General features: G+C 72.8%; 20 protein-coding genes and 1 riboswitch. Of the genes, 7 read left to right on the top strand and 13 right to left on the bottom strand.

Annotation, left to right across the window (positions count from 1 at the left end):
* Nucleotides 1-11: 11 nt before the first annotated feature.
* Nucleotides 12-1,019 (bottom strand): IS481 family transposase, encoded by a 1,008-nt coding sequence (locus B1A86_RS09730; RefSeq protein ID WP_138976817.1) that lies wholly within the window; start codon nt 1,017-1,019, stop codon nt 12-14.
* A gap of 185 nt (nt 1,020-1,204) precedes the next feature.
* Here B1A86_RS09730 and B1A86_RS09725 point away from each other — a divergent pair, with 185 nt between their 5' ends.
* The 4 genes from B1A86_RS09725 to B1A86_RS09710 all read left to right on the top strand — a co-directional run bounded on the left by B1A86_RS09725 (nt 1,205) and on the right by B1A86_RS09710 (nt 5,543).
* The gene (locus tag B1A86_RS09725; RefSeq protein WP_078025490.1) at nt 1,205-2,977 is read left to right on the top strand and encodes a DUF262 domain-containing protein; all 1,773 of its coding nucleotides are present in this window, start codon (nt 1,205-1,207) and stop codon (nt 2,975-2,977) included.
* Nucleotides 2,974-4,215: a homing endonuclease associated repeat-containing protein gene (locus tag B1A86_RS09720; RefSeq protein ID WP_078025491.1), complete on the top strand. Its 1,242-nt coding sequence runs from the start codon at nt 2,974-2,976 to the stop codon at nt 4,213-4,215. Before B1A86_RS09725 ends, B1A86_RS09720 begins: the two co-directional genes overlap by 4 nt.
* Before the next feature lie 419 nt (nt 4,216-4,634).
* Entirely contained in the window at nt 4,635-5,294 is a 660-nt protein-coding gene (locus tag B1A86_RS09715; protein WP_168196737.1) for a LysM peptidoglycan-binding domain-containing protein, read from the top strand.
* 39 nt (nt 5,295-5,333) lie between these two features.
* Nucleotides 5,334-5,543: a hypothetical protein gene (locus B1A86_RS09710; protein WP_002857973.1), complete on the top strand. Its 210-nt coding sequence runs from the start codon at nt 5,334-5,336 to the stop codon at nt 5,541-5,543.
* A 90-nt stretch (nt 5,544-5,633) separates the two neighbouring features.
* On the opposite strand, the gene B1A86_RS09705 is transcribed toward B1A86_RS09710, so the two are convergent.
* On the bottom strand, nt 5,634-6,434 hold the full coding sequence (locus B1A86_RS09705; protein WP_078025493.1) for an enoyl-CoA hydratase/isomerase family protein: 801 nt from the start codon (nt 6,432-6,434) through the stop codon (nt 5,634-5,636).
* A 21-nt stretch (nt 6,435-6,455) separates the two neighbouring features.
* On the opposite strand from B1A86_RS09705, the gene B1A86_RS11815 reads away from it, so the two are divergent.
* Nucleotides 6,456-6,584, top strand: coding sequence for a hypothetical protein (locus tag B1A86_RS11815; protein WP_255351296.1), 129 nt, complete (start codon nt 6,456-6,458; stop codon nt 6,582-6,584).
* Nucleotides 6,585-6,593: 9 nt separating this feature from the next.
* Here the strand turns inward: B1A86_RS11815 and B1A86_RS09700 are convergent, their stop codons facing one another.
* Nucleotides 6,594-7,136, bottom strand: coding sequence for a MarR family winged helix-turn-helix transcriptional regulator (locus tag B1A86_RS09700; protein WP_002857975.1), 543 nt, complete (start codon nt 7,134-7,136; stop codon nt 6,594-6,596).
* Between the two features lie 132 nt (nt 7,137-7,268).
* Between B1A86_RS09700 and B1A86_RS09695 the strand changes: the two genes are divergently transcribed.
* Nucleotides 7,269-7,655 carry a hypothetical protein gene (locus tag B1A86_RS09695; protein ID WP_051050341.1) on the top strand — a complete coding sequence of 129 codons (387 nt, stop codon included), beginning with the start codon at nt 7,269-7,271 and terminating at the stop codon, nt 7,653-7,655.
* Between the two features lie 9 nt (nt 7,656-7,664).
* Here B1A86_RS09695 and B1A86_RS09690 read toward each other — a convergent pair whose 3' ends face one another.
* The 3 genes from B1A86_RS09690 to B1A86_RS09680 are packed head-to-tail and all read right to left on the bottom strand — an operon-like array spanning nt 7,665 to nt 11,634.
* Complete coding sequence (locus B1A86_RS09690; RefSeq protein WP_078025494.1) at nt 7,665-8,867, bottom strand: acyl-CoA dehydrogenase family protein; 1,203 nt, start codon at nt 8,865-8,867, stop codon at nt 7,665-7,667.
* Nucleotides 8,864-10,465, bottom strand: coding sequence for a fatty acyl-CoA synthetase (locus tag B1A86_RS09685; RefSeq protein ID WP_078025495.1), 1,602 nt, complete (start codon nt 10,463-10,465; stop codon nt 8,864-8,866). The genes B1A86_RS09690 and B1A86_RS09685 overlap by 4 nt, the downstream gene beginning before the upstream one ends.
* Nucleotides 10,466-10,485: 20 nt before the next feature.
* Entirely contained in the window at nt 10,486-11,634 is a 1,149-nt protein-coding gene (locus B1A86_RS09680) for an acetyl-CoA C-acetyltransferase (RefSeq protein WP_078025496.1), read from the bottom strand.
* A gap of 257 nt (nt 11,635-11,891) precedes the next feature.
* Here B1A86_RS09680 and B1A86_RS09675 point away from each other — a divergent pair, with 257 nt between their 5' ends.
* A complete protein-coding gene (locus B1A86_RS09675; protein WP_036317625.1) occupies nt 11,892-12,146 on the top strand; it encodes a DUF6480 family protein in 255 nt (84 codons plus the stop codon).
* A gap of 137 nt (nt 12,147-12,283) precedes the next feature.
* On the opposite strand, the gene B1A86_RS09670 is transcribed toward B1A86_RS09675, so the two are convergent.
* The 7 genes from B1A86_RS09670 to B1A86_RS09640 all read right to left on the bottom strand — a co-directional run bounded on the left by B1A86_RS09670 (nt 12,284) and on the right by B1A86_RS09640 (nt 19,937).
* Nucleotides 12,284-12,679: a hypothetical protein gene (locus B1A86_RS09670; RefSeq protein WP_036317637.1), complete on the bottom strand. Its 396-nt coding sequence runs from the start codon at nt 12,677-12,679 to the stop codon at nt 12,284-12,286.
* A 190-nt stretch (nt 12,680-12,869) separates the two neighbouring features.
* Complete coding sequence (locus B1A86_RS09665; RefSeq protein WP_036317627.1) at nt 12,870-14,312, bottom strand: sodium:alanine symporter family protein; 1,443 nt, start codon at nt 14,310-14,312, stop codon at nt 12,870-12,872.
* 61 nt (nt 14,313-14,373) lie between these two features.
* Nucleotides 14,374-15,726: an RNase H family protein gene (locus tag B1A86_RS09660; RefSeq protein WP_078025497.1), complete on the bottom strand. Its 1,353-nt coding sequence runs from the start codon at nt 15,724-15,726 to the stop codon at nt 14,374-14,376.
* A 212-nt stretch (nt 15,727-15,938) separates the two neighbouring features.
* Nucleotides 15,939-16,445 carry a TetR family transcriptional regulator gene (locus B1A86_RS09655; protein ID WP_036316161.1) on the bottom strand — a complete coding sequence of 169 codons (507 nt, stop codon included), beginning with the start codon at nt 16,443-16,445 and terminating at the stop codon, nt 15,939-15,941.
* Nucleotides 16,442-17,143, bottom strand: coding sequence for an ABC transporter ATP-binding protein (locus tag B1A86_RS09650; protein WP_036316162.1), 702 nt, complete (start codon nt 17,141-17,143; stop codon nt 16,442-16,444). Before B1A86_RS09650 ends, B1A86_RS09655 begins: the two co-directional genes overlap by 4 nt.
* A complete protein-coding gene (locus tag B1A86_RS09645; RefSeq protein ID WP_078025498.1) occupies nt 17,143-18,873 on the bottom strand; it encodes an iron ABC transporter permease in 1,731 nt (576 codons plus the stop codon). The genes B1A86_RS09650 and B1A86_RS09645 overlap by 1 nt, the downstream gene beginning before the upstream one ends.
* Entirely contained in the window at nt 18,873-19,937 is a 1,065-nt protein-coding gene (locus B1A86_RS09640; protein ID WP_078025499.1) for a thiamine ABC transporter substrate binding subunit, read from the bottom strand. Before B1A86_RS09640 ends, B1A86_RS09645 begins: the two co-directional genes overlap by 1 nt.
* A gap of 66 nt (nt 19,938-20,003) precedes the next feature.
* Nucleotides 20,004-20,109, bottom strand: a riboswitch (TPP riboswitch).
* Nucleotides 20,110-20,143: the final 34 nt, after the last annotated feature.

The raw sequence follows: 20,143 nt of genomic DNA, 5'->3' as shown, positions 1-20,143 counted from the left end.
GTCCCTCGATCCTAGCTGTAGGAGGGCATGACGTTGTTGACTCGGGCCGGTGCCAACGAGGCCGGAGGAGCGTCTCCGCAGGAGGTATGAGGCCGATGGTAGTTGTAGTGGTTCACCCACACCGCCAGGGCCTCACGCCGAGCTTGCTCTGAGGTGTAGGGGCGGGCGTAGAGGACCTCATCGACCATCAGCCGGTTGTACCGTTCGACCTTCCCGTTATGGCGCGGGGTGTAGGGGCGGATCCGGTGGTGCCGGCCCCCGAGCGAGACCACCTTCGCGGTGAAGTCCACGGCCCGGTAGTTGTTCCCGTTGTCCGTGATCACCCGGTCCACGGTGATGCCGTGGGCGGCGAAGAACGCCCTCGCCCGGCAGAAGAACCCGATCGTGGTCACCGCCTTCTCGTCCTCCAACGCTTCGGTGTAGGCCAGGCGGGTGTACCCGTCGATCGCCGAGTGCAGATAGGTGTACCCGACCCGCCGGCCTGCACCACGCTTGGAAGCACGGCCTGCTTCACTTTCACGTCCGTGAGCACGCCAGCCGCCCCCGTCAGGGATCTTCCCGATCTTCTTCACATCCAGGTGCACCATGTGCCCCGGCCCTCTCGCGGTGATCTTCTGGGGTCGTTGGCGCAGGTCTTCTCCGGCCGGGGTCAGGTCCCGTAGGCGGGAGATCCCGAGTCGGTGCAGCCACCGTCCCACGGTGCGCAAGCACAGCTGGTGGCCCTCGGAGACGAGGTGGTGATGGATGCGCCGTGCGGACCACTTGCGCTCCCGCCGCAGGGCGTGGATCTGGGCGACCAGGACCGGATCGAGCTGGGCAGGTGAACGGTGCGGCCGGCTGGGCAGGTCCTGAAGGCCGGCTTCTCCCTGGGCGCGGTAGCGGGCGACCCAGGTGGCCACCGTGGGCCGGCTCACCCGGAACTCGGCGGCCACGTGTGCCTGCGGGATCCCGTCGTGCAGGTGGCGGTGGACCATCCTGAGACGGCCAGTGGGGGTCAGGGGTGCGTTAGCGTGAGTCATGAGTGGGTCTTTTCGGGCAGGTGGGTTGTTGAGGAACTTCCATCCTGCGGGAGAGGCCCACTCGTCTCATCTCAGCCGGCGCCTCGTGGCAAGAACCTCATGACCCACAACACCTAGCGGGCGGATGAGAAAGCGCAGGGACGCCACACCACCGCGCTGCAGACCGGTCACATAGCATTCACAACATGATCAACTCCGCCGAGCCGCGTCACGTGCATGAGCTGTTCAGCAGCCAGACGAAGGCCCACTACGTCGTCCCGCCCTACCAGCGTGAATACTCCTGGCACCGAGCGCAGTGGGAGGCCCTCTTCGCCGACCTGGTGGAGTCAGAGGACGAGCACTTCCTGGGAACCATCATCACCCTCAGCCGGACCAAGGACTCCCTCAGCGGCCCCGTTCTGGAGGTCATCGACGGTCAGCAGCGCCTGACCACCCTGACCATCCTGCTGGCGGCCGTCCACTCGCATCTGCAGGACGCCGAGGATCTGGACGAGGACGCCCGCTTCGAGCGGATGACGCTGCGCCGGGAACTTGTCCGAGACGAGGCGAAGGCGCCTCGGCTGACCCCCCAGGTCCAGGGTGCCAACCGCGCCGACTACCAAGCGATGCTCGCGGACGCCGGGCTGCCCGTGAAGTCCGAGAAGAAGGCGTACTACCCCTCGCGGAAGGTGGCGAAGGCGTTCTGGTTCTTCCGCGCCGCCATCACCGAGCTCGCTGAGGAGCGCGGGGAGTCGTTGAGCACGACGGCGCTCTCGGTCCTGGCGGCGGCCCGGCGGGCGCTGATTGTGAACATCGAGGTCGCCAGTGCGGCCGACGCGTTCGTGCTCTTCGAGTCCCTCAACAACCGGGGCGTCCCCCTCACCCCGGTGGACCTGATCAAGAACAGCTTCCTGGCGCGAGCGGAACACCGGGCTGGGATGGAGGTGGAGGAGGCCTTCGAGCTGTGGAGCGACACCCTTGCCCACCTCGGGGACTCCTACGCCACCCACGAGAGGTTTCTCCGCCATTTCTACAATGCCTTCCGGGGCGACCTGCCCCCGGTCAAGCTGGCGCCCGTCGCCACGAGGAAGAATCTCATCCGCATCTACGAGACTCTTCTGGACCAGGACCTCGAGGGGACTGTGCGCTCCTTGGAGCGTGCCGCCCAGGTGTACGGGCGCATCGCGGGAGGCGGGGATGTGGATGAGCCGACCAGCCTCGACCAGGAGCTGACAGCCCTGCGCCGGGCCCAGGCCGCTCCCTCCTACGTGCTGGTGATGTGGCTCCTGGTGCGCCAGGAGAAGGCGGGCTGGAGTGAGGAGGATCTGGCCGCCGTCGCCCGCCTGCTGGTCAGCTTCTTCGTGCGACGCAATCTGACCGGCTTTCCTGCGACCTACGCACTCCCGCGCCTGTTCATGGACGTGATCGACCAGGTGGCCGCCGGCGAGCCCGATCGGCTGCTCACCATCGTGCGCGGGTCACTCGTGGCTGCCTCGGCCAGCGACGCGACCTTCCGTGAGCGGCTGGAAGGCCCCGTGTACGAGGAAAACCGTGACGTCACCCGCTTCCTGTTGGCCACGCTCGCCGAGGACGCGATGACGAAGGAGACCCGGGTGGACCTGTGGGCACAGTCCGGCAAGACGTTCGTCTGGACGATTGAGCACATCCTCCCGCAAGGGGAGAACCTGCCCCAGGAATGGGTGGACGCATTGGGAGGACCGGAAGCGGCGGCGGAGACGCAGAACCGGTTCGTGCACACGCTCGGCAACCTCACCATCACCGGCTTCAACTCCACTCTCGGCAACCAGACCTTCCTGCGGAAGCGGGACCGGATCGACCATCAGGGGCGGGCCATCGGGTACCGGAACGGCCTCGCCCTCAACGCCGAGCTCGCCGAGAAGGAGGCGTGGAGCTCAGCTGACATCGAGGCGCGGACGGTCCGTCTGGTGGAGCGCGCTCTCGAGAGGTTCGCGCTGTGACGCTCACAGCCGCACGCCGTCGGCTGATCGAGGGAATGGTGAAACGGGCCGCCGTCGCTCCGGTGGACCGGAGTACCAGCATGGTCGTGGACTACGCCCAGGGCGTCACGTTGAACGCGATCGGGAAGAAGTGGGGTCTCACCCGCGAGGCGGTCCGACAGATCATCAACAGGAAGTCCGAGTTCACCGTCCCGGAGCTGAAGGAGTATCGGCGGATCGTGGCGCAGGAGGAACGTAGCCTGCTCCGGGCCGGCCTGCTGGCCTGGTCCGAGGGGAACCGCGGGGTGGGCCTGGAGGTGGCGGCCCGGGAATTCGGTGTCCCTCAGCACCGGGTCGCTGAGCTGCTCGGCAAGCGCGCAGACCTGCACCGCGCCAACCCACGGCGCCGGACCACGGCACTGCGAGCCACGGAGGAGGAACTGCTCGACCTCCTGCGGCAGTTCCACGCCGAGACCGGGCAGGCGACGGCGGCCGGTTATACCGCGTGGGCCAAGACTCGGGGAGTCCCCGGCCACCAAACCGTCGCCATCCGATTCGGTCGGTGGAACGCAGCACTCGCCGCCGCTGGAATCCGTCAGGCGGAACCGGTGCCACGGGAGTCCAGATACACGACCGACGATCTGTGGGCTGCGGCCGTGGAGGCATTCTCGGCACCGGACGGCCCCGTCACCCATCTCGAGTTCGTGGCGTGGCTTCAAGAGCGGGAGGGCATGCCGTCGGATGCGTTGATCCGCAACCGTCTGGACGTGTCCTTCGAGAACCTCCGCCACACGGCTCTGCGCATGGCCGCCACCCGGGAGCTCATCCCTGGGGTGACCGGTGGGGTCTTCGAGCGGCGGCAGTGGAAGGCCAAGACCGACGAGGGCGACGACGCCGCGTCGGCAATCGATGTCGTGCGGCGGGCCATCGAAGACCTCGGGCCGACGCTGTCGTCGGGACGGTACTCGGCGTGGGCCAAGGAGCACCGGTGCCCCAGCGCGACCACCCTGCAGCGCCGCGCGGGTCTGCAGTGGGGCGACCTGGTGGCCGCCGCCGGGGGACTGCCCAACGCCAGGAAGAACACCGGGTACAGCGACGAGCAGCTCACCGAGTGGATGCGGCGTTTCCTGACTGAGACCGGGTCGAGTTCCAGCACGCTCTACACGTCCTGGCAGGCCGCCAATGGAGCGCCTAGCTACATCACCGTGGCCACCCGGTTCGGTGGATGGCCCCAGGCGGTGGCGGCCGCGCGATGGTGAGCCCGCCCTACACTCGCGTCGGATCGCGGCCTCGTCAGCGAGAACACGACCATGACCGTTCGCCGCCCTGTCCGTCTCCTCGCCGTCCGCGCGCTGGCCTCGCTCCTCGCCGGCGCCTGACGGCCACGCCGGCCGCCGCCGTCACGACCCCCGAGCCCACGTCTACGGTGGTGACCGCCTCCACGGCCTGCGCACCGGCACCTATCTGGCCGAGGCAGGGGACACGTGGGCGTTCCAGGCCCCGCGCCTGGGCGTGACGCTCGCCGGCCTGCTGGCCGCCAACGGTGCCACGTCCACGATGCCCCTCCGCCGCGGGGCAGGCGATCGTGGTTCCGGCCTCCTCCATCCACACGGCGGCCACCGCACGGACCGGGACCACCTACTCCGGCCCCATGCCGGTCTCGGCGCAGGGGCCACGCGTGACCGTCGTCGGGGACTCGAGCGCACTGGGATCCACCTCGCTGATGAACCTGGAGATGCCGGGGATCACCGTGGACGCTAAGGAGGACCGCACCTTCGCCGAGGGCCTCACCCGCCTCGGGCAGCTCAAGGCCGCCGGCCGGCTGAGGGACATCGTCGTGCTCGGTCTGGGCGTGAACACCGGCGGCACGGCCGCCGCCCAGGCCCGCCAGGCCATGGACCTGGTCGGCCCGGATCGGGAGCTCGTGCTGGTCACCGCGTCCGGGCCGGTCGCCTGGAGGGCCTTCACTGAGCAGGCCATGCGCGACCTCGCTGCCCGCTACCCGGGCCGGGTGGCGGTGACGGACTGGGAGGCGGCCTCGCGGTACGTCACCGACTTCCGCGCGGACCGGATCCACCCCCGCGCCCAGGGCCTGAGCGTCGACGCGCAGCTGGTGCGCCTCGCGGCGGACCGCGCCACCGGCGCCCGGACCGTGACCGTCCAGGCGGGGCAGACGCTGAGCGGGATCGCGGTGGCCTACGCCGTCCCGGGCGGCTGGTCCGCGATCTCCCGCGCCACCGGCGTGCCGCTCGCTCAGCTGCCCAGCCTGAACGGGCCCACGCTGAGCACAGTCCTCCACCCCGGCCAGGTGCTGCGGATCCGGTGTCCGCTGACCTGACCCCCTCACCCCGTCCACCCCACCCAGTACGCTCGCCCCATGAAGATCGGTCTCCGCAAGCCCAGCCTGAAGAAGTCCATCAAGGCCCGCACCACGGGCCGCGCCAAGCGCGCGATCAAGCGCAAGGTCATCCCCGGCTACGGCCGCAAGGGGATGGGCTGGCTGCGCGATCCGAAGCGCGCCGCCTACAACGCCGTCTACCGGCGCACCACGGTCGGCCTGGGTGACGTCCTGAAGATGTTCAAGTGACCTCCACGCCCTCGCGGACCCGGCCGGGGTCGGCCCGCTGAACACGCGCCGCCGGCCTGGCCACTCACGGCCCGCGCCGCCGCCCACCTCTCACCGGCCCGCGAAGGCCTCCACCCGCCGCACGGCCTCCGGATGCTCGGACGCCGCCGCGATCGACGCGGCCTCCTGCCGCACGTGCGCGCGCAGCGCCTCGACGTCGGCCCCGCGCGTCAGCGCCTTGGTCGGCCCATAGGTGTGCGCCGGACCGGCCACCAGTTCGTCCTCGAGCTCCGCCAGACGTGCCGCGAACGCGTCGCCGGCCGCCGCCTCGGTCGCCAGGCCCCACCCCACGGCCTCGGTCCCGTTCAGGCGCCGACCGCCGAGCAGCAGCTGCGTCGCGCGCACCGGCCCGAGCACCCGCGGCAGCCAGTAGGACACGCCTGTGTCCGGTGTCATCCCGAGCGCGGAGAACGCCGTCACCAGCTGCGCATCCTCGCGCACCAGCACGACGTCGCCGCCCAGCATGAGCCCGAGCCCCGCCCCGGCGGCCGTCCCGTTGACGCCGGCCAGCACCAGCAGGCGTGAGCCCGTCAGCGCCACCGCGACCTCGCCCGCCGCCTCGCCGAGTTCCTGGATCATCGCGCGCCGCTCCGGCCCGGCAGGCGCGGCAGCCATGGCCTGGACGTCCCCGCCGCCGCAGAAGATCCGCCCGGCGCCGGTCAGCGTGAGCACGTGCACGGACTCGTCCGCCTCGGCCGCGGCGATCGCCGCGAGCACCTCGCGCGCCATCGTCAGTCCGAGCGCGTTGCCCTTCGCGGGCCGGTTCAGCGTCAGCCGCACGACGCCGGGCCGCGTCTCGACGAGGACGGCGGGGGCGTCGTCGGAGGAAGAAGGGGTGGGTGCGGTGCTCATGTCAGCTCCTGGGGTTGGCGGGTGCGGTGCACGGGTGCCGGCCGCGAGGACGGCCGGCCGGGCATGGGGTGGGTGCGCGATCCGAAGCGCGCCGCCTACAACGCGGTCTACAAGCGCACCACGTTCAGCGTCTGGGACCTGTTCCGCTGAGTCTGTTCCTCACGCGGGCTGGTCCGCCTCGTCCTCGTCATGCTCCTCCACGCTGCGGATCAGGGCCCGCAGGAACGCGGCCGCGCCGGCGAGCTCGGCCGGGGTGAGGCCCTCCACCGCGGCGAGCATACTGCGGTGCATGGCGCCCAGGGTGGCGCGGACCTCGTGGTCCGTCTTGGCCGTCGGCTCCACCACCACGGATCGGCGGTCCTGTGGGTGGGGTGCCCGTCGGGCGTAGCCGTCTCGGACCAGTCGGTCCACCAGGGCGCTGGCGGAGGCCGGGGTGATCTCCAGGGCGCTGGCCAGATCCCGCTGACGGACCTTGTGGCCGCGTCGGTCGGCCCGCAGCAGGTAACGCAGGGCTGACAGGTGGGTCTCTCCCATCCCCATGCTGTCCCGGGTGCGGGCGCGCATGCGCCGTTCGGCCTCCCGGTAGCGTCGCAGCAGGTTGAGCACGTCCACAGGTTCGATCTCGCGGGCGCCGCGGGTGTACCAGTAACCCGACGTCGGTTCGCCATCCGTGCTGGTCAGCGTGGTGTGCTCCTCACCCATGCGCTCTTGAACCTCCCTATTCACGTCACCCCGAAAATTTGGTTAGTCTTCCTAACGCATAGTTACACTAACATTATCCAGGTCACGGCGATCTCTGTGAGGGGGCGCCCGGGCCGCGGCGAGAGGAATGTCATGACAGCAACGCTGGAGGCCCCCCAGGCCATGGGGCGGACCCTGTCCGCCGTCCCGCCCGTCCTCGAGTCCCCGGCGCCCCAGCCCGCCGCCTTCCGTCAGCGCTGCGCCCGCCTGGCCATGAGTGCCGCGCGGGCCGTCACCGTGTTCCCCGAGGTCGCCGAGGCGAGGTTCGCCATCACCGGCACCCCCTCCGCCCCGGAGCTGGAGGTGGACTGCATCCTGCGGGACGGAGAGGACACCGCGGCGGTCATCGAGACCATCACGGTGCACCTCGTCGAGGACCTCGAGGAGCTGCTCGGCGCACGGTTCCACGAACGTCGGCTGGAGCTGGTCGTGGACCGCAGCCTGCCCCGGGTGGGCGTGGGGGTCGTCTCCGCGCCCTGAGGGAGGCGCTCACGCGAACGCGCTCATCCCGGTCAGGTCCCGGCCGAGGATCAACGCCTGCACGGACTCGGTGCCCTCGTAGGTGTGCAGCGCCTCGACGTCGGCGAAGTGCCGCATCACCCGGTGCTCAAGGAGGATGCCGTTGCCGCCGAGCATGTCGCGGGCGATCTGCGCCACCCGCCGCGCGCCCCGCGTGCAGGCGTACTTCAGCAGGGACGCCTGCTCGTCGCGCAGCCGCCCCGCCGCCTGCAGGCGGGCCACGGCCACGCAGCGGGTTTGCATCGCGGTCACCTCGTCCAGCATCTGCGCGAGCCGTTCCTGCACCATCTGGTGCGCTCCCAGCGGCTTGCCGAACTGCTCGCGCTGCCGGGCGTACGCGAGTGCGGCCTCGAACATGGCGGTCGCGTGGCCCAGCGCGGACCAGCCCACGTTCACGCGGGTGGCCACCAGCACGCGCGCGGCGTCCTTGAACGTCGCCACGTCCGGCAGCCGGGCGTCGTCGCCGACCCGCACGTCGGTCAGCGTGATCTCCGCCTGGTGGATGGCCCGCAGCGCGCCCTTGCCCGTGATCACCTCGGCCTCGTAGCCGGGCGTGGACTGCTCCACCACGAACCCCTTGACCTGGCCGTCCTCGGTGTCGCGCGCCCACACGATCGTGATGCCCCCGGCGGCCCCGTTGCCGATCCACTTCTTGGCGCCGTTCAGCACCCAGCCGCCGGCGCCGTCGGGCCGCGCGGACGTCTCGAGGGACACCGAGTCCGAACCGTGCAGCGGCTCCGTGAGCGCGAACCCGCCCGGCAGCGTGCCGCGCGCCACCGGCTCGAGGTACCGCTCCTTCTGCTCCGGGCTCGCGCAGTGCACCAGGGCGCGCAGCACGAGCCCGCCCTGCACCGCCGCCGCTGCCGCCATCGACCCGTCCGCCCGGGAGATCTCCATCGCCACCAGACCCGCCGCCAACGGGGACATCACCGCGTGCCCCGGCACCTCCAGCCCGTCGGTGAGCAGGTCCAGCTCGCCCGCCCGCGCCACCAGGTCGAACGGGTACTCCGCCCGGTCCCAGTGCCCGTCGATCCGCTCGAGCACCTCCCGGCCGTAGGCGCGGGCGCGGTCCCAGTGCGCGCGGTCCTCGTCCGTGGCCTCCCCGAACGCGTCCAGGTAGTCGACGTCCAGGGGCGTGACGACGTCGTAGGTCGGCTTCTGCGTGCGCGTCACCGGGCCTCCTGCGTCCGCTCGGCGCGCAGCGCGCGCTTGAGGAGCTTGCCCGACTGGTTCCGCGGCAGCTCCGCCACGAAGTCCACGCGCTTGGGCACCTTGAAGCCCGCCAGCCGCTCCTTCACGTGGGCACGCACGGTCTCCGCGGTCAGCTCGGCGCCCTCCTTGAGCACGACGACGGCGGTCACCGCCTCGATCCAGCGCTCGTCCGGCAGGCCGACGACGGCGACCTCGGCCACCTCGTCGAGCTCGTAGATGGCGTCCTCGACCTCGCGCGGGGCGACCAGCACGCCGCCCGTGTTGATGACGTCCTTGATGCGGTCCACCACCTGGATGTAGCCGGCCGCGTCCTGGGTGACCTGGTCGCCGGAGCGGAACCAGCCGTCGTCGGTGAACGCGTCCGCGGTGGCATCCGGGCGGTTCCAGTAGCCGGAGAGCAGCTGCGGCGAGCGGTACTGGATCTCGCCGGGCTCGCCGGGCGCGGCGGGGGCGCCGTCGGCCGTCATCACCCGCGCCTCCACGTGGAACACGGGGCGGCCGCATGAGGCCGGCCGCGCGTCGTGCTCCTCGGGGCGCAGCACCGTGCACAGGGGGCCCAGCTCGGACTGGCCGAAGCAGTTGTAGAAGCCGATGCCCGGCTGACTCTGACGGAGGCGCTGCAGCACGGTCACCGGCATGATCGAGGCCCCGTACTGGGCCTTGCGCAGCGAGGAGAGGTCACGCGTGGCCAGGTCCGGATGGTTCGCCAGCGGCACCCAGACGGTGGGCGCCAGGAACAGGGAGCCGATGTGCTCGGTCTCCACGAGCTCGAGCATCCGGGGGATGTCCGGGGCGGCCAGCAGGCGCACCGTGGCGCCGAGGCTCAGGTAGGGGAGCAGGAACACGTGCATCGCGGCCGAGTGGTACAGCGGCATGGCCACCAGGGGGCGGTCCTCGGCCGTGAAGTCCAGCGCGATCATCGAGGAGAGGTACTCCGCCACGAGCGCCCGGTGGGACATCATGGCGCCCTTGGGAGTGGAGGTGGTGCCGGAGGTGTAGAGCAGCTGGGCCAGGTCGGTGGCCGACACCTCCGCCTCCGGGGCGGCGGCGTCCAACGTCTCGTCCCGGGCGGTCTCCAGCACGGAGGGCTCGGCGTGGCCGGCGGGGAGCATGGTCCACACGTGCCGCAGAGCCGACGCGCGGCCCTCGGCCCGGACCTGGTCGACCCGCTCGAGCATGCCGGCGTCGGCCACGAGCAGCTCCGCGCCGGAGTCCTCGAGGGCGTGCGCGAGCTCGCCGCCCTTGAGCGCGAAGTTCACGGGCACGTGCACGTAGCCGGCCGTGACGCAGGCCAGGAAGAGCAGCGCGTAGGCGTCCGAGTTGGTGGCGTAGGCCGCCACCCGGGTGCCGGCCGGCAGGCCGGTGTCCTGGAGGCGGCGGGCCACACGGTGCGCTCCGTCCCGGAGCTGGGTGTAGGTCCAGTCCCGGTCCTCGAATCGGAGGGCGACGGCCTGCGGGGAGCGGGCGACCGCGCGCGCGAACACGCGGCCGATCGTGTCCTCCGGGGCGGGGGAGGGGTGGGCGGCGGCGTCGGTGGGGTGGGTGATCTGGTCGGGCATGGGAACCTCCGGGGGATGGGTCAGAGACGTTCGATCACGGTGACGTTGGCCTGGCCGCCGCCCTCGCACATGGTCTGCAGGCCGTAGCGGCCGCCGCTGCGCTCGAGCTCGTGCAGCAGGGAGGTCATCAGGCGGGCGCCGGTGGCGCCGATGGGGTGGCCCAGGGCGATCGCCCCGCCGTTGACGTTGACCTTCGCCGGGTCCGCGCCGGTCTCGGTCAGCCAGGCCAGCACGACGGCGGCGAACGCCTCGTTGATCTCCACGAGGTCCATGTCGTCGATGGTCAGGCCCATGCGGTCGAGCGCGTACGCCGTCGCCGGGATCGGGGCGGAGAGCATCATGACGGGGTCGGCGCCGCGGGCGGAGAGGTGGTGGATGCGGGCTCGCGGGGTGAGGCCGTGGCGGCGCACGGCCTCCTCGGAGGCGAGCAGGAGGGCGGCCGCGCCGTCGGACATCTGGGACGCGGTGGCCGCGGTGTGCAGCCCGCCGGGGACGATCGGGTCGAGCGAGGCGATCTTCGCGGCGTCCGGGGTGCGGGGGCCCTCGTCCGCGGTGAGGCCGGCGAGGGGCAGGATCTCGCGGTCGAAGCGACTGTCGGCCTGGGCGGCGAGCGCGCGCTCATGGGAACGGACCGCGAACTCCTCCAGGGCGTCACGGTCCAGGTTCCAGTGCCGGGCCATCATCTCGGCCCCGCGGAACTGGGAGATCTCCTCGTCCCCGTAGCGGGCGGCCCAGGACTCGGAGCCGGTGAACGGGTCGGGGAAGCCGAGCTCGCGGGCGGCCGTGTTGGACAGGGAGAGCGGGATCGCGGACATGGACTGCACGCCACCGGCGACGACGAGGTCCGCCGTCCCGCTCATGATGGCCTGCGCGGCGTAGTGGACCGCCTGCTGGCCGGAGCCGCACTGGCGTTCGACCGTGGTGCCGGGGACGTCCTCGGAGAGCCCGGCCGCGAGCCAGGCGTTGCGCGCCACGTCCATGGCCTGCGGGCCGAGCTGGTCGATGCAGCCGAGGATGACCTCGTCGTACTCGGCCGAGTCGATGTCCTGGCGGGCGACGAGCTCGCGCAGCGGCGCGGCCGCCAGATCGAGGGGATGTACGCCGGCGAGCCCCTTCCCTCGGCGACCCACGGGGGTGCGGACGGCGTCGATGATGTAGGCCTCGGGCATGGGGGCTCCTCCGGACGGCGGGGACGTGACGCCGATCACGCTATTGCTTGGACATCCAACGATCAAGAGTGTGACGGGATCCGTCGCGGCGGCGTGGAGGGCGCCGTTTCGTCAACGAAAGCGGCTCGGGGCGCGCCGTTTCGGCCACGAAAGCGCTGGGGCGGGCGTCGCCATACCCTGGTCAGGACCCCCTGCCCCGGGCCTAGCGTAAGGACCAGCGGCATGCACCCGTGCCGCCGAGACGAGAGGAACCGGCCATGGCCACCCCGCACACCCCCGACCCCCAGGACGCCCGGCGCGCACGCGAGGCGACGGACGAGACCTCCGGTGCCGCGTTCGACGGCGACACGCCCCCAGCCGAGGGCGCAGGCGTCGGCCCGAGCAACCCGGGCATGGACGTGGAGCAGACCGGCGAGCGCTCGGCGGGCAAGATCGTGCTCGGGCTGATCATCGCCCTCGTGGTCATCGGCGTCCTGCTGTTCATCCTGGGCCGCGTCGCCGGCCTCGGCTGAGCCGCGGCGCAGACCCCTCGGGCACGCCACCGGCACACCACGACCACGGGGCGGGCACCGATCCGTCGGTGCCCGCCCCGTCTCGTGTCCGCTCCGCGGTGATGCCGTTCAGCGGCGACTCCGCACCGTCGCAGCGGTCAGAAGCCGCCGCCCATGGTCCGGCGGCCACCCGCCGTGCGTCGGCCGGCGGCACCGGACCGGCCGCGGGAGGCGAGGGCCCCGCCGAGCAGCCCGCCCAGCAGGCCGGTGCCGAGGCCGCCCGTGGACCGGGCCGAGGGCCCGAAGCCGCCGCGGTACGCACCGGAACTGCGCCCGCGCGTCGTGCTTCCGGCGCCGCGGCGCGAGAGCTCACGCAGCGCCAGACCGCCGAGCGTGCCCAGGAGGGCACCGCCCAGGCCGCTGGACCGGCGTCCCTGAGAGCGGGCCTGCCGGCCGAAGCCGGGGGACCGGCCGATGTGCGCACCGATGGTGGGTCGGCTGGAGCGGCGGCCACCGCCGCCGAGAGTGCGGGTGAGGCTGGAGAGGATGCCCATGGTGTCCTCCTCGGACGTCGTGCCGGCCACTCGTGCGTGGCCGGTCGGGTGCGCCTCAACCTAGGCGCCGACCCCCGCACGGTGTCCAGACCGGGCCTCCTCATGCATCGAGGCGGGATATCCACCCCACGGCCGCCCGCGGCAGCCGGATGGGGTCGATATCCCGCCTCGAAACGCGCGGGCGGGGGCGTCAGTCCTGGAGCGGGGAGGTCTTCGGCTCGTCCCTCCAGAGGGCCACGTTCCGCGCCTCGGGCAGGTCGGAGATGTGGAAGCCCGGATTCATGCCCGCCTTGAGCTTGCGCTCGTAGTCCCGGAGCAGCTTCACGGCCAGCCCGCCCAGCGGGATGATCGCCACGAGGTTGATGGTCGCCATGAGGGCCGCGAACGTGTCCGCGAGGTTCCACACCAGCGCCACGGAGCCGAGCGCGCCGCCGACCACGCACACCAGCACGAGCACGCGGAACACGGTGATGGCCGGGCCCGCGTGGCGGCCGGCCAGGTACCGGATGTTGGCCTCGCCGTAGTAGGTGTTGCCCAGCACGGAGGACCAGGCCAGGAAGAAGATGATGACGGTCAGCGCCGGGCCGGCCCACGCGCCCACGGCCTGCTGGAGCGCACCCTGGGTCACCTGCATGCCGATCGCCTCCCCGCGTCCGTAGGCCGGGTTGGAGAGCAGGATGACGAACGCGGTGGCCGAGCACACGATCAGGGTGTCGAAGTAGACGCCCAGGGACTGCACGAAGCCCTGCTTGGCCGGGTGGGAGACGGCCGCGGTGGCGGCGGCGTTCGGGGCGGAGCCCATGCCGGCCTCGTTGGAGAACATGCCGCGGCGCACGCCCTGCATCACCATCGTCATGCCGACGGCGGCGCCCGCGACCTCGCGCAGGCCGAACGCGTGGCCCACGATCAGCGCGATCATGCCCGGGACCTCGGTGATGTTGACGACCATCACGATCAGGGCCAGGAAGATGTAGAACGTGGCCATCACGGGGACCAGCACGTTGGTCACGGCCGAGAGCCGGCGCACGCCGCCGAAGATCACGAGGCCGGTGAGGGCGGCCAGGCCCAGGCCCACGATCCACGCGGTGGTGGAGGACGCGCCCCAGTTGGCCTGCACGGACTCGGAGATCGAGTTGGACTGCACGGCGTTGAACACGAAGCCGTAGGTCACGGTGATGGCGACGGCGAACACGGCCGCCAGCCACTTCGCGCCCAGGCCGTCGCGGATGTAGTACGCGGGGCCGCCGAAGTAGCCGTCCGAGCCCTTCTGCTTGTACAGCTGGGCCAGCGTGGACTCGACGAACGCGGTGGCGCCGCCGATGATCGCCAGCAGCCACATCCAGAACACGGCGCCCGGGCCGCCGATCACGATCGCGATCGCCACGCCGGCCACGTTGCCGGTGCCCACGCGCGAGGCCGCCGAGATGGTGAAGGCGCGGAACGGGCTCACGCCGTCGTTCTCGAACCCGGTCTGGGACTTGGCCGTCACCGACCGCAGCATCTCCGGGAGCATGCGCACCTGCACGCCCACGGTCCGGATGGTGAACCACACCCCGGCCACGAAGAGCAGCGCCATCACGACGTACCAGTACTTGTCGTTGAGGGCCGTGATGGCCGCTGTGATCTGTTCCACTGTCGCTTCCACAGCCCCACCCTAGAGGCTGGGGCGGAGGACGGGGAATCGGGGGCCGGGGTCAGCCGGCGGCGTCGTCCTCGACGCGGAGCTGGATCAGCTGCCCCATCCGCTCGGGCAGGTCCCCCTCGGGGGTGCCGACGCTGGCGTGGCGGGCGGCGGCCCGGGCGAGGTCGTCGGCCAGTTCGTTGCCGTGCACGCCCACGTGGCCCTTGACCCACGTGGTGTCCACCTGGACGTCCGCGGCCTGCGCCAGGTCGACGGCGGCCAGCAGGCGCCGCAGGGTGCGGCGGATGCGCTCGCCCCGGGCGCCGCCGAGGGTGAGCCGCTCGCGGCGGGCGGCGTTGAGCAGGGCCAGCGCGGCGCGCGAGTCCGAGTGGATGGTGACCCGGCCGCCGGGGGTGCCCGCCCACGCGCAGATCACGTGCCCCAGCACGAGCGCCTCGAGTTCCACCTCGAGCGGCATCGTGGCCCCGGCCACGGCCTGCACGGCCCACATGCTCGGCCCGGCGACGGCGGCCGCCCCGCCGATGCGGGAGCCGCGCAGCACGGAGCCGTCCACGTACACGTCCGTCACGTCCGCCTCGTCCGCGAACGTGAGGCTGTGGGTCACCCCGGGCAGGTTGCGGCGCAGGAAGCGGTCCGTGCGGCGGCGGGAGAGGAAGACGCCGGAGGAGCGGCGCAGCGCGTCCTCCTCCTCCTGGGCGGCCTCGATGGCCTCGAGCGGGATCCGGGCCGCGCCCGTCTGGGCGACCGTCTCCGGGTCCACGTCCGGCAGCAGGTAGCTGGAGCGCTGCGTGCCCACGGGGGACTCGTCGAGCCGGTAGGAGACCACGCGCGTGTCCACGGGGGCGAGGACCTCGAGCAGGGAGAGCAGCTCGGCGTCCCGGTCCGAGCGCAGCCGCACGATCACCGGGCGCTCCGGTGGCAGGTCGACGGTGACGGTGGACCAGAAGACGCTCAGATGCGCCGTGCCGACCATCCCGGTGTAGACGTGGCCGCGGACGTCGTCGCCGAGCTCGCGCAGCTCGAGCTCGCGGGCCACGTAGACGATGCCCCCCGTCGTCGGATGCAGGTCCAGGCGGAGGGCGGGGCCGTGGTCCACGCCGGGCAGCATGGCCAGCGGGCTGGCCACCACGCGGACGCCGTCCCGGCGGATCCGGGTGCGCGGCGGGGAGGGGCGGGGGACGACGGGGCCGGTGCGCGTGAGGTCGACGCCGTTCCGGTCCCGCGGGGTGCCCCGAGGCCGGCGGGCACGGACCACGCGCAGCGGGCGGTGCTGCTCCTCCGCCTTGGCGCCCGGGCCACGGAAGTCCCAGCCCACGTCGACGAGCGCCGCGGGGTGTGCGGGCTCGACGTCGTGATGCAGCGTCCGGTCCACGACCGTCCGCGGGTGGTTGATCCGTGCTCCCATGGCTTCGCCGGCTGTGTCGAAGGGGACCGCGCCGGAACTGTGAGCCGGGTCCGGCGGGCCATGCTGGTACTGCGGCGGTCGGGCGGGATCGCCGTGGACGAAGGGGACGACCCGTCCCGACCTGTTCTGCTCTGGGCGACCTTACCGAGCGCACCTGTGAGGAGGCAGGTCTCCTCTCCTCGGCCTCCCGCGCGGCGGCGTCGGACGAGGGGTCAGAGCGGGTCCGTGCGGTGCCGCTGCACGTCCGGGCCGGTCGCCACGCCGAGCGCTTGCGCCTGTGCGCGCTGCTGCCGCAGGGACACGGTGCCCAGCAGCAGCGCCAGGGCCCGCTCCCCGTCCTCCGGGGTGTCCGCCGCCTCGGTGAGCAGACGGTGCAGGCCGAGGCCGCCCAGCCCGAGCGCGAGGGCGGAGAGCACCACGTCCGCCCCGTCCCGGTGCCGCAGCAGGGCGGCCTCCGCGGCCTCGGCGCGGCCCGCCAGGTCCGTGACGCGGCGGGCGCGCACGGTCTCCTCCGCCTCGGCGACGATCCGGTCCGCCACCCGCGCCAGCAGTGACTGCTTGTCCGGCACGTGCCAGTACAGCGCGGAGGCCTGCACGCCCAGCACCCCGGCCACGCGCCGCATGGACAGGTCGCCCATGCCGAAGTCCTGCAGGATCCCGACGGCGGCGTCCACCACGTCCTGGGCGGTCAGCCGGGGGCGGGGTGCGGGCGGGGTCATGCCTGAGAGGCTACCGCCGGGCCGTCCTCCTCCGCCGCGATGCGTCCCCCCGCGCCGAGGCGCACGGTGCGGTCGGCCATCACGGCGGCCTCCGCGAGGTCGTGGGTGACGACGACGCCGGTCGTCCCCGCCGCCCGCAGCACCGCCCGGATGTCCTCGGCCAGGCGCCGGCGCAGGTCCGCGTCGAGCGCGGACAGCGGCTCGTCCAGCAGGAGCACCCGCGGGGCCGGGGCCAGCGACCGGGCGAGCGCCACGCGCTGGGCCTGCCCGCCGGAGAGCCGCTGCACGGGCCGGTCCGTGAGCTCGGTCAGGCCCACCAGGTCCAGCAGCTCGGCCACGCGTGCCCGCCGCCGGGCCCGGTCCCAGCCGGCGGACTCGAGGCCGTACGCCACGTTCCGGCCCACGGTCCGGTGCGGGAACAGCTGCCCGTCCTGGAACACCATCCCCACGCCCCGGCGGTGCGTCGGCACCGCCGCCACGTCCCGCCCGTCGAGCTCCACCGTGCCCGCCACGACGTCCTCGAGCCCGGCGATCCCGCGCAGGATGGTGGACTTGCCCGAGCCGGAGGCGCCCACGAGCGCCACGATCTCCCCGGCGGCCACGTCCAGGTCCGTCCCCCGCACGGGGGTGGAGCCGTCCGGGTAGCGGATCGCCACGTCCCGGAGCCGGAGGGAGGCCCCCGTCGTCGTCGGCGTCATCACAGACCTCCCGCCCCGGCCGGGCCCCGGGGGCGCAGCCGCTCGCACACCAGCATGATCCCGGCGCTCAGCACGGCCAGCACCGTGGCCGCCGCGAGCGCCATCCCGTAGTTGTCCGCGCCCGGCCGGCCCAGCAGCCGGGCGATCAGCACCGGAAGGGTGGGCGCGGACGGGCTCGCCAGGAAGCTCGTGGCCCCGAACTCGCCCAGGGACACCGCGAACGCGAAGCCCGCCGCCACGCCCACGCCGCGGGCGAGGAACGGGCCGTCCACCGTGGCCAGCACCCGCCACGGGCCCGCCCCGAGGGTGCGCGCGGCCTCCCGCAGCCGCGGGTCCACCGCCGCGAGCACGGGCACGAGCGCCCGCACCGCGAGCGGCAGCGCCACCACCGCCTGGGCCAGCGGCACGAGCACGCCCGAGGCCGCCAGCTCCGGGAACGCGGCCCGCAGGGACACGACGAAGCCGAAGCCCACGGTCACCGCGGACACCCCGAGCGGCAGGAGCAGGGCGCCGTCGAGGGCCCGCTGGGCCGCCAGCGCCGCGCGTGAACGGAAGGGCCGGGTCAGCAGCAGGGCCAGCGGCACGGCCACCACGAGCGTCACGAGCGTGGCGTCCACGGCCACCCGCAGGGACTGTTCGAGCGCCCGGGCCGGCGTCGACCCGCCCACGAACCCGCTGCCCGCGCTCGTGGACAGCAGCCGATAGTTGCCCAACCCCCAGCCATGGCGGGTGTGGAAGGAGCGCACCACGAGCGTCAGGATCGGGGCCACCACAAGCGCCACCACCGCGAGCATCACGGCCACCGGGACCGCGTCCGCGCGCGTGAGCCGGGCCGGCGGCGTCTCCCGCAGGCGCAGCGCCCGCTGGGTGCGCGCCGCCGTCACGCCGGAGACCACGACGGCGACCAGCACCACCGCGAACTGCAGCACGGAGAACACCGCCGCGGTCCGCAGGTCCAGGTAGACGGAGGTCTGCACCCAGATCTCCGACTCGAGCGTGCCGTAGCCGGGCCGGCCGAGCGTCTGGACGATGCCGAACGCGGACGCGCAGAACAGGAACACCAGCGCCGCGCTCGCGGCGATCGCCGGGGCGAGCTGGGGCAGCGTCACGGTGCGGAACGCCCGCCACGGCGAGGCGCCCAGGGTGCGGGCGGCCTCGGTCTGGCGCGGGTCGAGCGCGTTCCACAGCGCGCCCACCTGGCGCACCACCACGGACACGTTGAAGAAGACCATGGCCAGCACGACGGCGGTGGTCGTCTGGTCCAGCCCGGTGAAGCCCAGCGGTCCGCCGGGGGCGAGCAGGGCGCGGAACGCGACGCCGACCACCACCGTGGGCAGCACGAACGGCACGAGCACGAGGGCGCGGAGCACGGCCCGCCCCGGGACGCGACGCCGGTGCAGCACGAACGCGGTCGGCAGGCCGAGCGCCACCGAGACCACCGTGCCGGCGGCGGCCATCCCGAGCGTCTGGCCGAGGATGCGCCACGTGCGCTCGCGGGCGAGGGTCTCCCCGAAGGCGGTGAGGTCCACGGCGCCGGTGAACGCGTCGGCGTCGCCGCCGATCCCGCGCCAGAGCATGGCCGCCACGGGCCACGCGAAGAAGACGAGCAGGAAGGCGACCGGCAGGACGGCGGCCACCAGCCACCACGGGCCGAGCCCGTCCCCCCGGCCGCGGGCCCGCCGGCGCGGCAGGTCCGTGCCGGGGGCCGCGACCTCGGTGAGCGCGGACATCAGCGCCGGGAGGCCTCGGCCAGGGCGGTCCACTCCTTCAGCAGGTCCTCGCGGCGCTCGTCGATGCGGGCGGGGTCCGGGGTGATGGCGTCCTCGACGAGCGGCGCGTTCTGCGCCCACTCCTCGGGCAGCTGCACCGACTCGTCGATCGGGTACATGTACATCGACTCGGGCAGGGCGGACTGGACCTCCTCGGTGAGCATGAAGTCCACGAACGCCTGCGCGCCCTCGGGGTTCTTCGCGCCCTCGAGCACGCCGGCGTACTCGACCTGCGGGGTACAGGAGTCCTCGATCACCTCGGTCTCGGGGGCGAACGCGGGGGAGGAGGAGTAGGAGAGCACCACCGGGAACCGACCCTTGCCCTCGCCGCCGGAGAAGTCCGAGTTGTAGGCGTCGGACCAGCTGTCGGCGACCTTGCCCCCGTTCTCCTTCAGGCCCCGCCACCAGTCCTGCCAGCCGTCGTCGCCGTACTTCTCCGTGGTGGCCGCGAGCAGCGCCAGGCCGGGGGAGGAGGCCACGGGGGAGGTGGCGACCGTCAGCTTCGCGTACTCGGGGTCGTCGAGCTGGTCGATCGAGGTGGGGGCCTCGACGTCGTGGGCCTCGAACCATGCCGGATCCGTGTTGAAGCACACCTGGCCCTGGTCCACCGGGGTCATGCGGTCCTCCACCATCCGGTCCTGTGCGGAGGCGGGCAGGTCCTGCGGGGTGTATTCGGCGACGACGCCCTCGCGGACGAGGCGGTGCGCCGAGTGGTCCTCCACGCCGTAGACGCCGTCCACGGTGGGCTCGTCCTTGGCCAGCAGGAGCTGGTTCACCACGCTGCCGGCGTCGCCGGGGGCCGTCGTCTTCAGGGTGTAGCCGGACTCCTGCTCGAACTTCTGGACGAGCTCCTGGGGCAGGTTGAACGAGTCGTGCGTCATGATCGTCACCGTCGTCGGCTCGCCGCCGGCGCCGGCGGCGGACGACGACGCCCCGTCGCCGGACGAGCCGGACACCGAACAGCCGGTGAGGGCGAGGGCGGCCACTGAGAGGGCGGCGAGGGCGCGGTGCGGGGTGCGGGACATGGCGGTTCTCCTCTGGGACGGCAGAGGGGCCGGGACGAGGCCGCCACCGGAATCCCGGGACGACGTCGACCGGGAGACTCGACTTCCTTCGCCGGTGCGGACCGGAGCAGGTTCGAGGGTCTGCGGCGGACCGCACTCTCAGCGCCGCGCGGGCGCTCCCCTGTCGATGTGGACTGGTCCCGACCCTACCCCGTCCGGCCCGCGCA

The sequence above is a fragment of the Micrococcus sp. KBS0714 genome, from assembly GCF_002008305.4.
Lineage (GTDB): Bacteria > Actinomycetota > Actinomycetes > Actinomycetales > Micrococcaceae > Micrococcus > Micrococcus luteus.
The sequence above is the reverse complement of the archived record's forward strand: the minus strand, read 5'-3'. Positions and strand labels throughout refer to the sequence as shown.

Coding starts and splice junctions, on each gene's coding strand:
- B1A86_RS09650 (WP_036316162.1), bottom strand. CDS start 17,143: ATGACGCCGACGACGACGGGGGCCTCCCTCCGGCTCCGGGACGTGGCG.
- B1A86_RS09645 (WP_078025498.1), bottom strand. CDS start 18,873: ATGTCCGCGCTCACCGAGGTCGCGGCCCCCGGCACGGACCTGCCGCGC.
- B1A86_RS09675 (WP_036317625.1), top strand. CDS start 11,892: ATGGCCACCCCGCACACCCCCGACCCCCAGGACGCCCGGCGCGCACGC.
- B1A86_RS09725 (WP_078025490.1), top strand. CDS start 1,205: ATGATCAACTCCGCCGAGCCGCGTCACGTGCATGAGCTGTTCAGCAGC.
- B1A86_RS09685 (WP_078025495.1), bottom strand. CDS start 10,465: ATGCCCGACCAGATCACCCACCCCACCGACGCCGCCGCCCACCCCTCC.
- B1A86_RS09660 (WP_078025497.1), bottom strand. CDS start 15,726: ATGGGAGCACGGATCAACCACCCGCGGACGGTCGTGGACCGGACGCTG.
- B1A86_RS09700 (WP_002857975.1), bottom strand. CDS start 7,136: ATGGGTGAGGAGCACACCACGCTGACCAGCACGGATGGCGAACCGACG.
- B1A86_RS09695 (WP_051050341.1), top strand. CDS start 7,269: ATGACAGCAACGCTGGAGGCCCCCCAGGCCATGGGGCGGACCCTGTCC.
- B1A86_RS09640 (WP_078025499.1), bottom strand. CDS start 19,937: ATGTCCCGCACCCCGCACCGCGCCCTCGCCGCCCTCTCAGTGGCCGCC.
- B1A86_RS09670 (WP_036317637.1), bottom strand. CDS start 12,679: ATGGGCATCCTCTCCAGCCTCACCCGCACTCTCGGCGGCGGTGGCCGC.
- B1A86_RS09655 (WP_036316161.1), bottom strand. CDS start 16,445: ATGACCCCGCCCGCACCCCGCCCCCGGCTGACCGCCCAGGACGTGGTG.
- B1A86_RS09730 (WP_138976817.1), bottom strand. CDS start 1,019: ATGACTCACGCTAACGCACCCCTGACCCCCACTGGCCGTCTCAGGATG.
- B1A86_RS09705 (WP_078025493.1), bottom strand. CDS start 6,434: ATGAGCACCGCACCCACCCCTTCTTCCTCCGACGACGCCCCCGCCGTC.
- B1A86_RS09710 (WP_002857973.1), top strand. CDS start 5,334: ATGAAGATCGGTCTCCGCAAGCCCAGCCTGAAGAAGTCCATCAAGGCC.
- B1A86_RS09680 (WP_078025496.1), bottom strand. CDS start 11,634: ATGCCCGAGGCCTACATCATCGACGCCGTCCGCACCCCCGTGGGTCGC.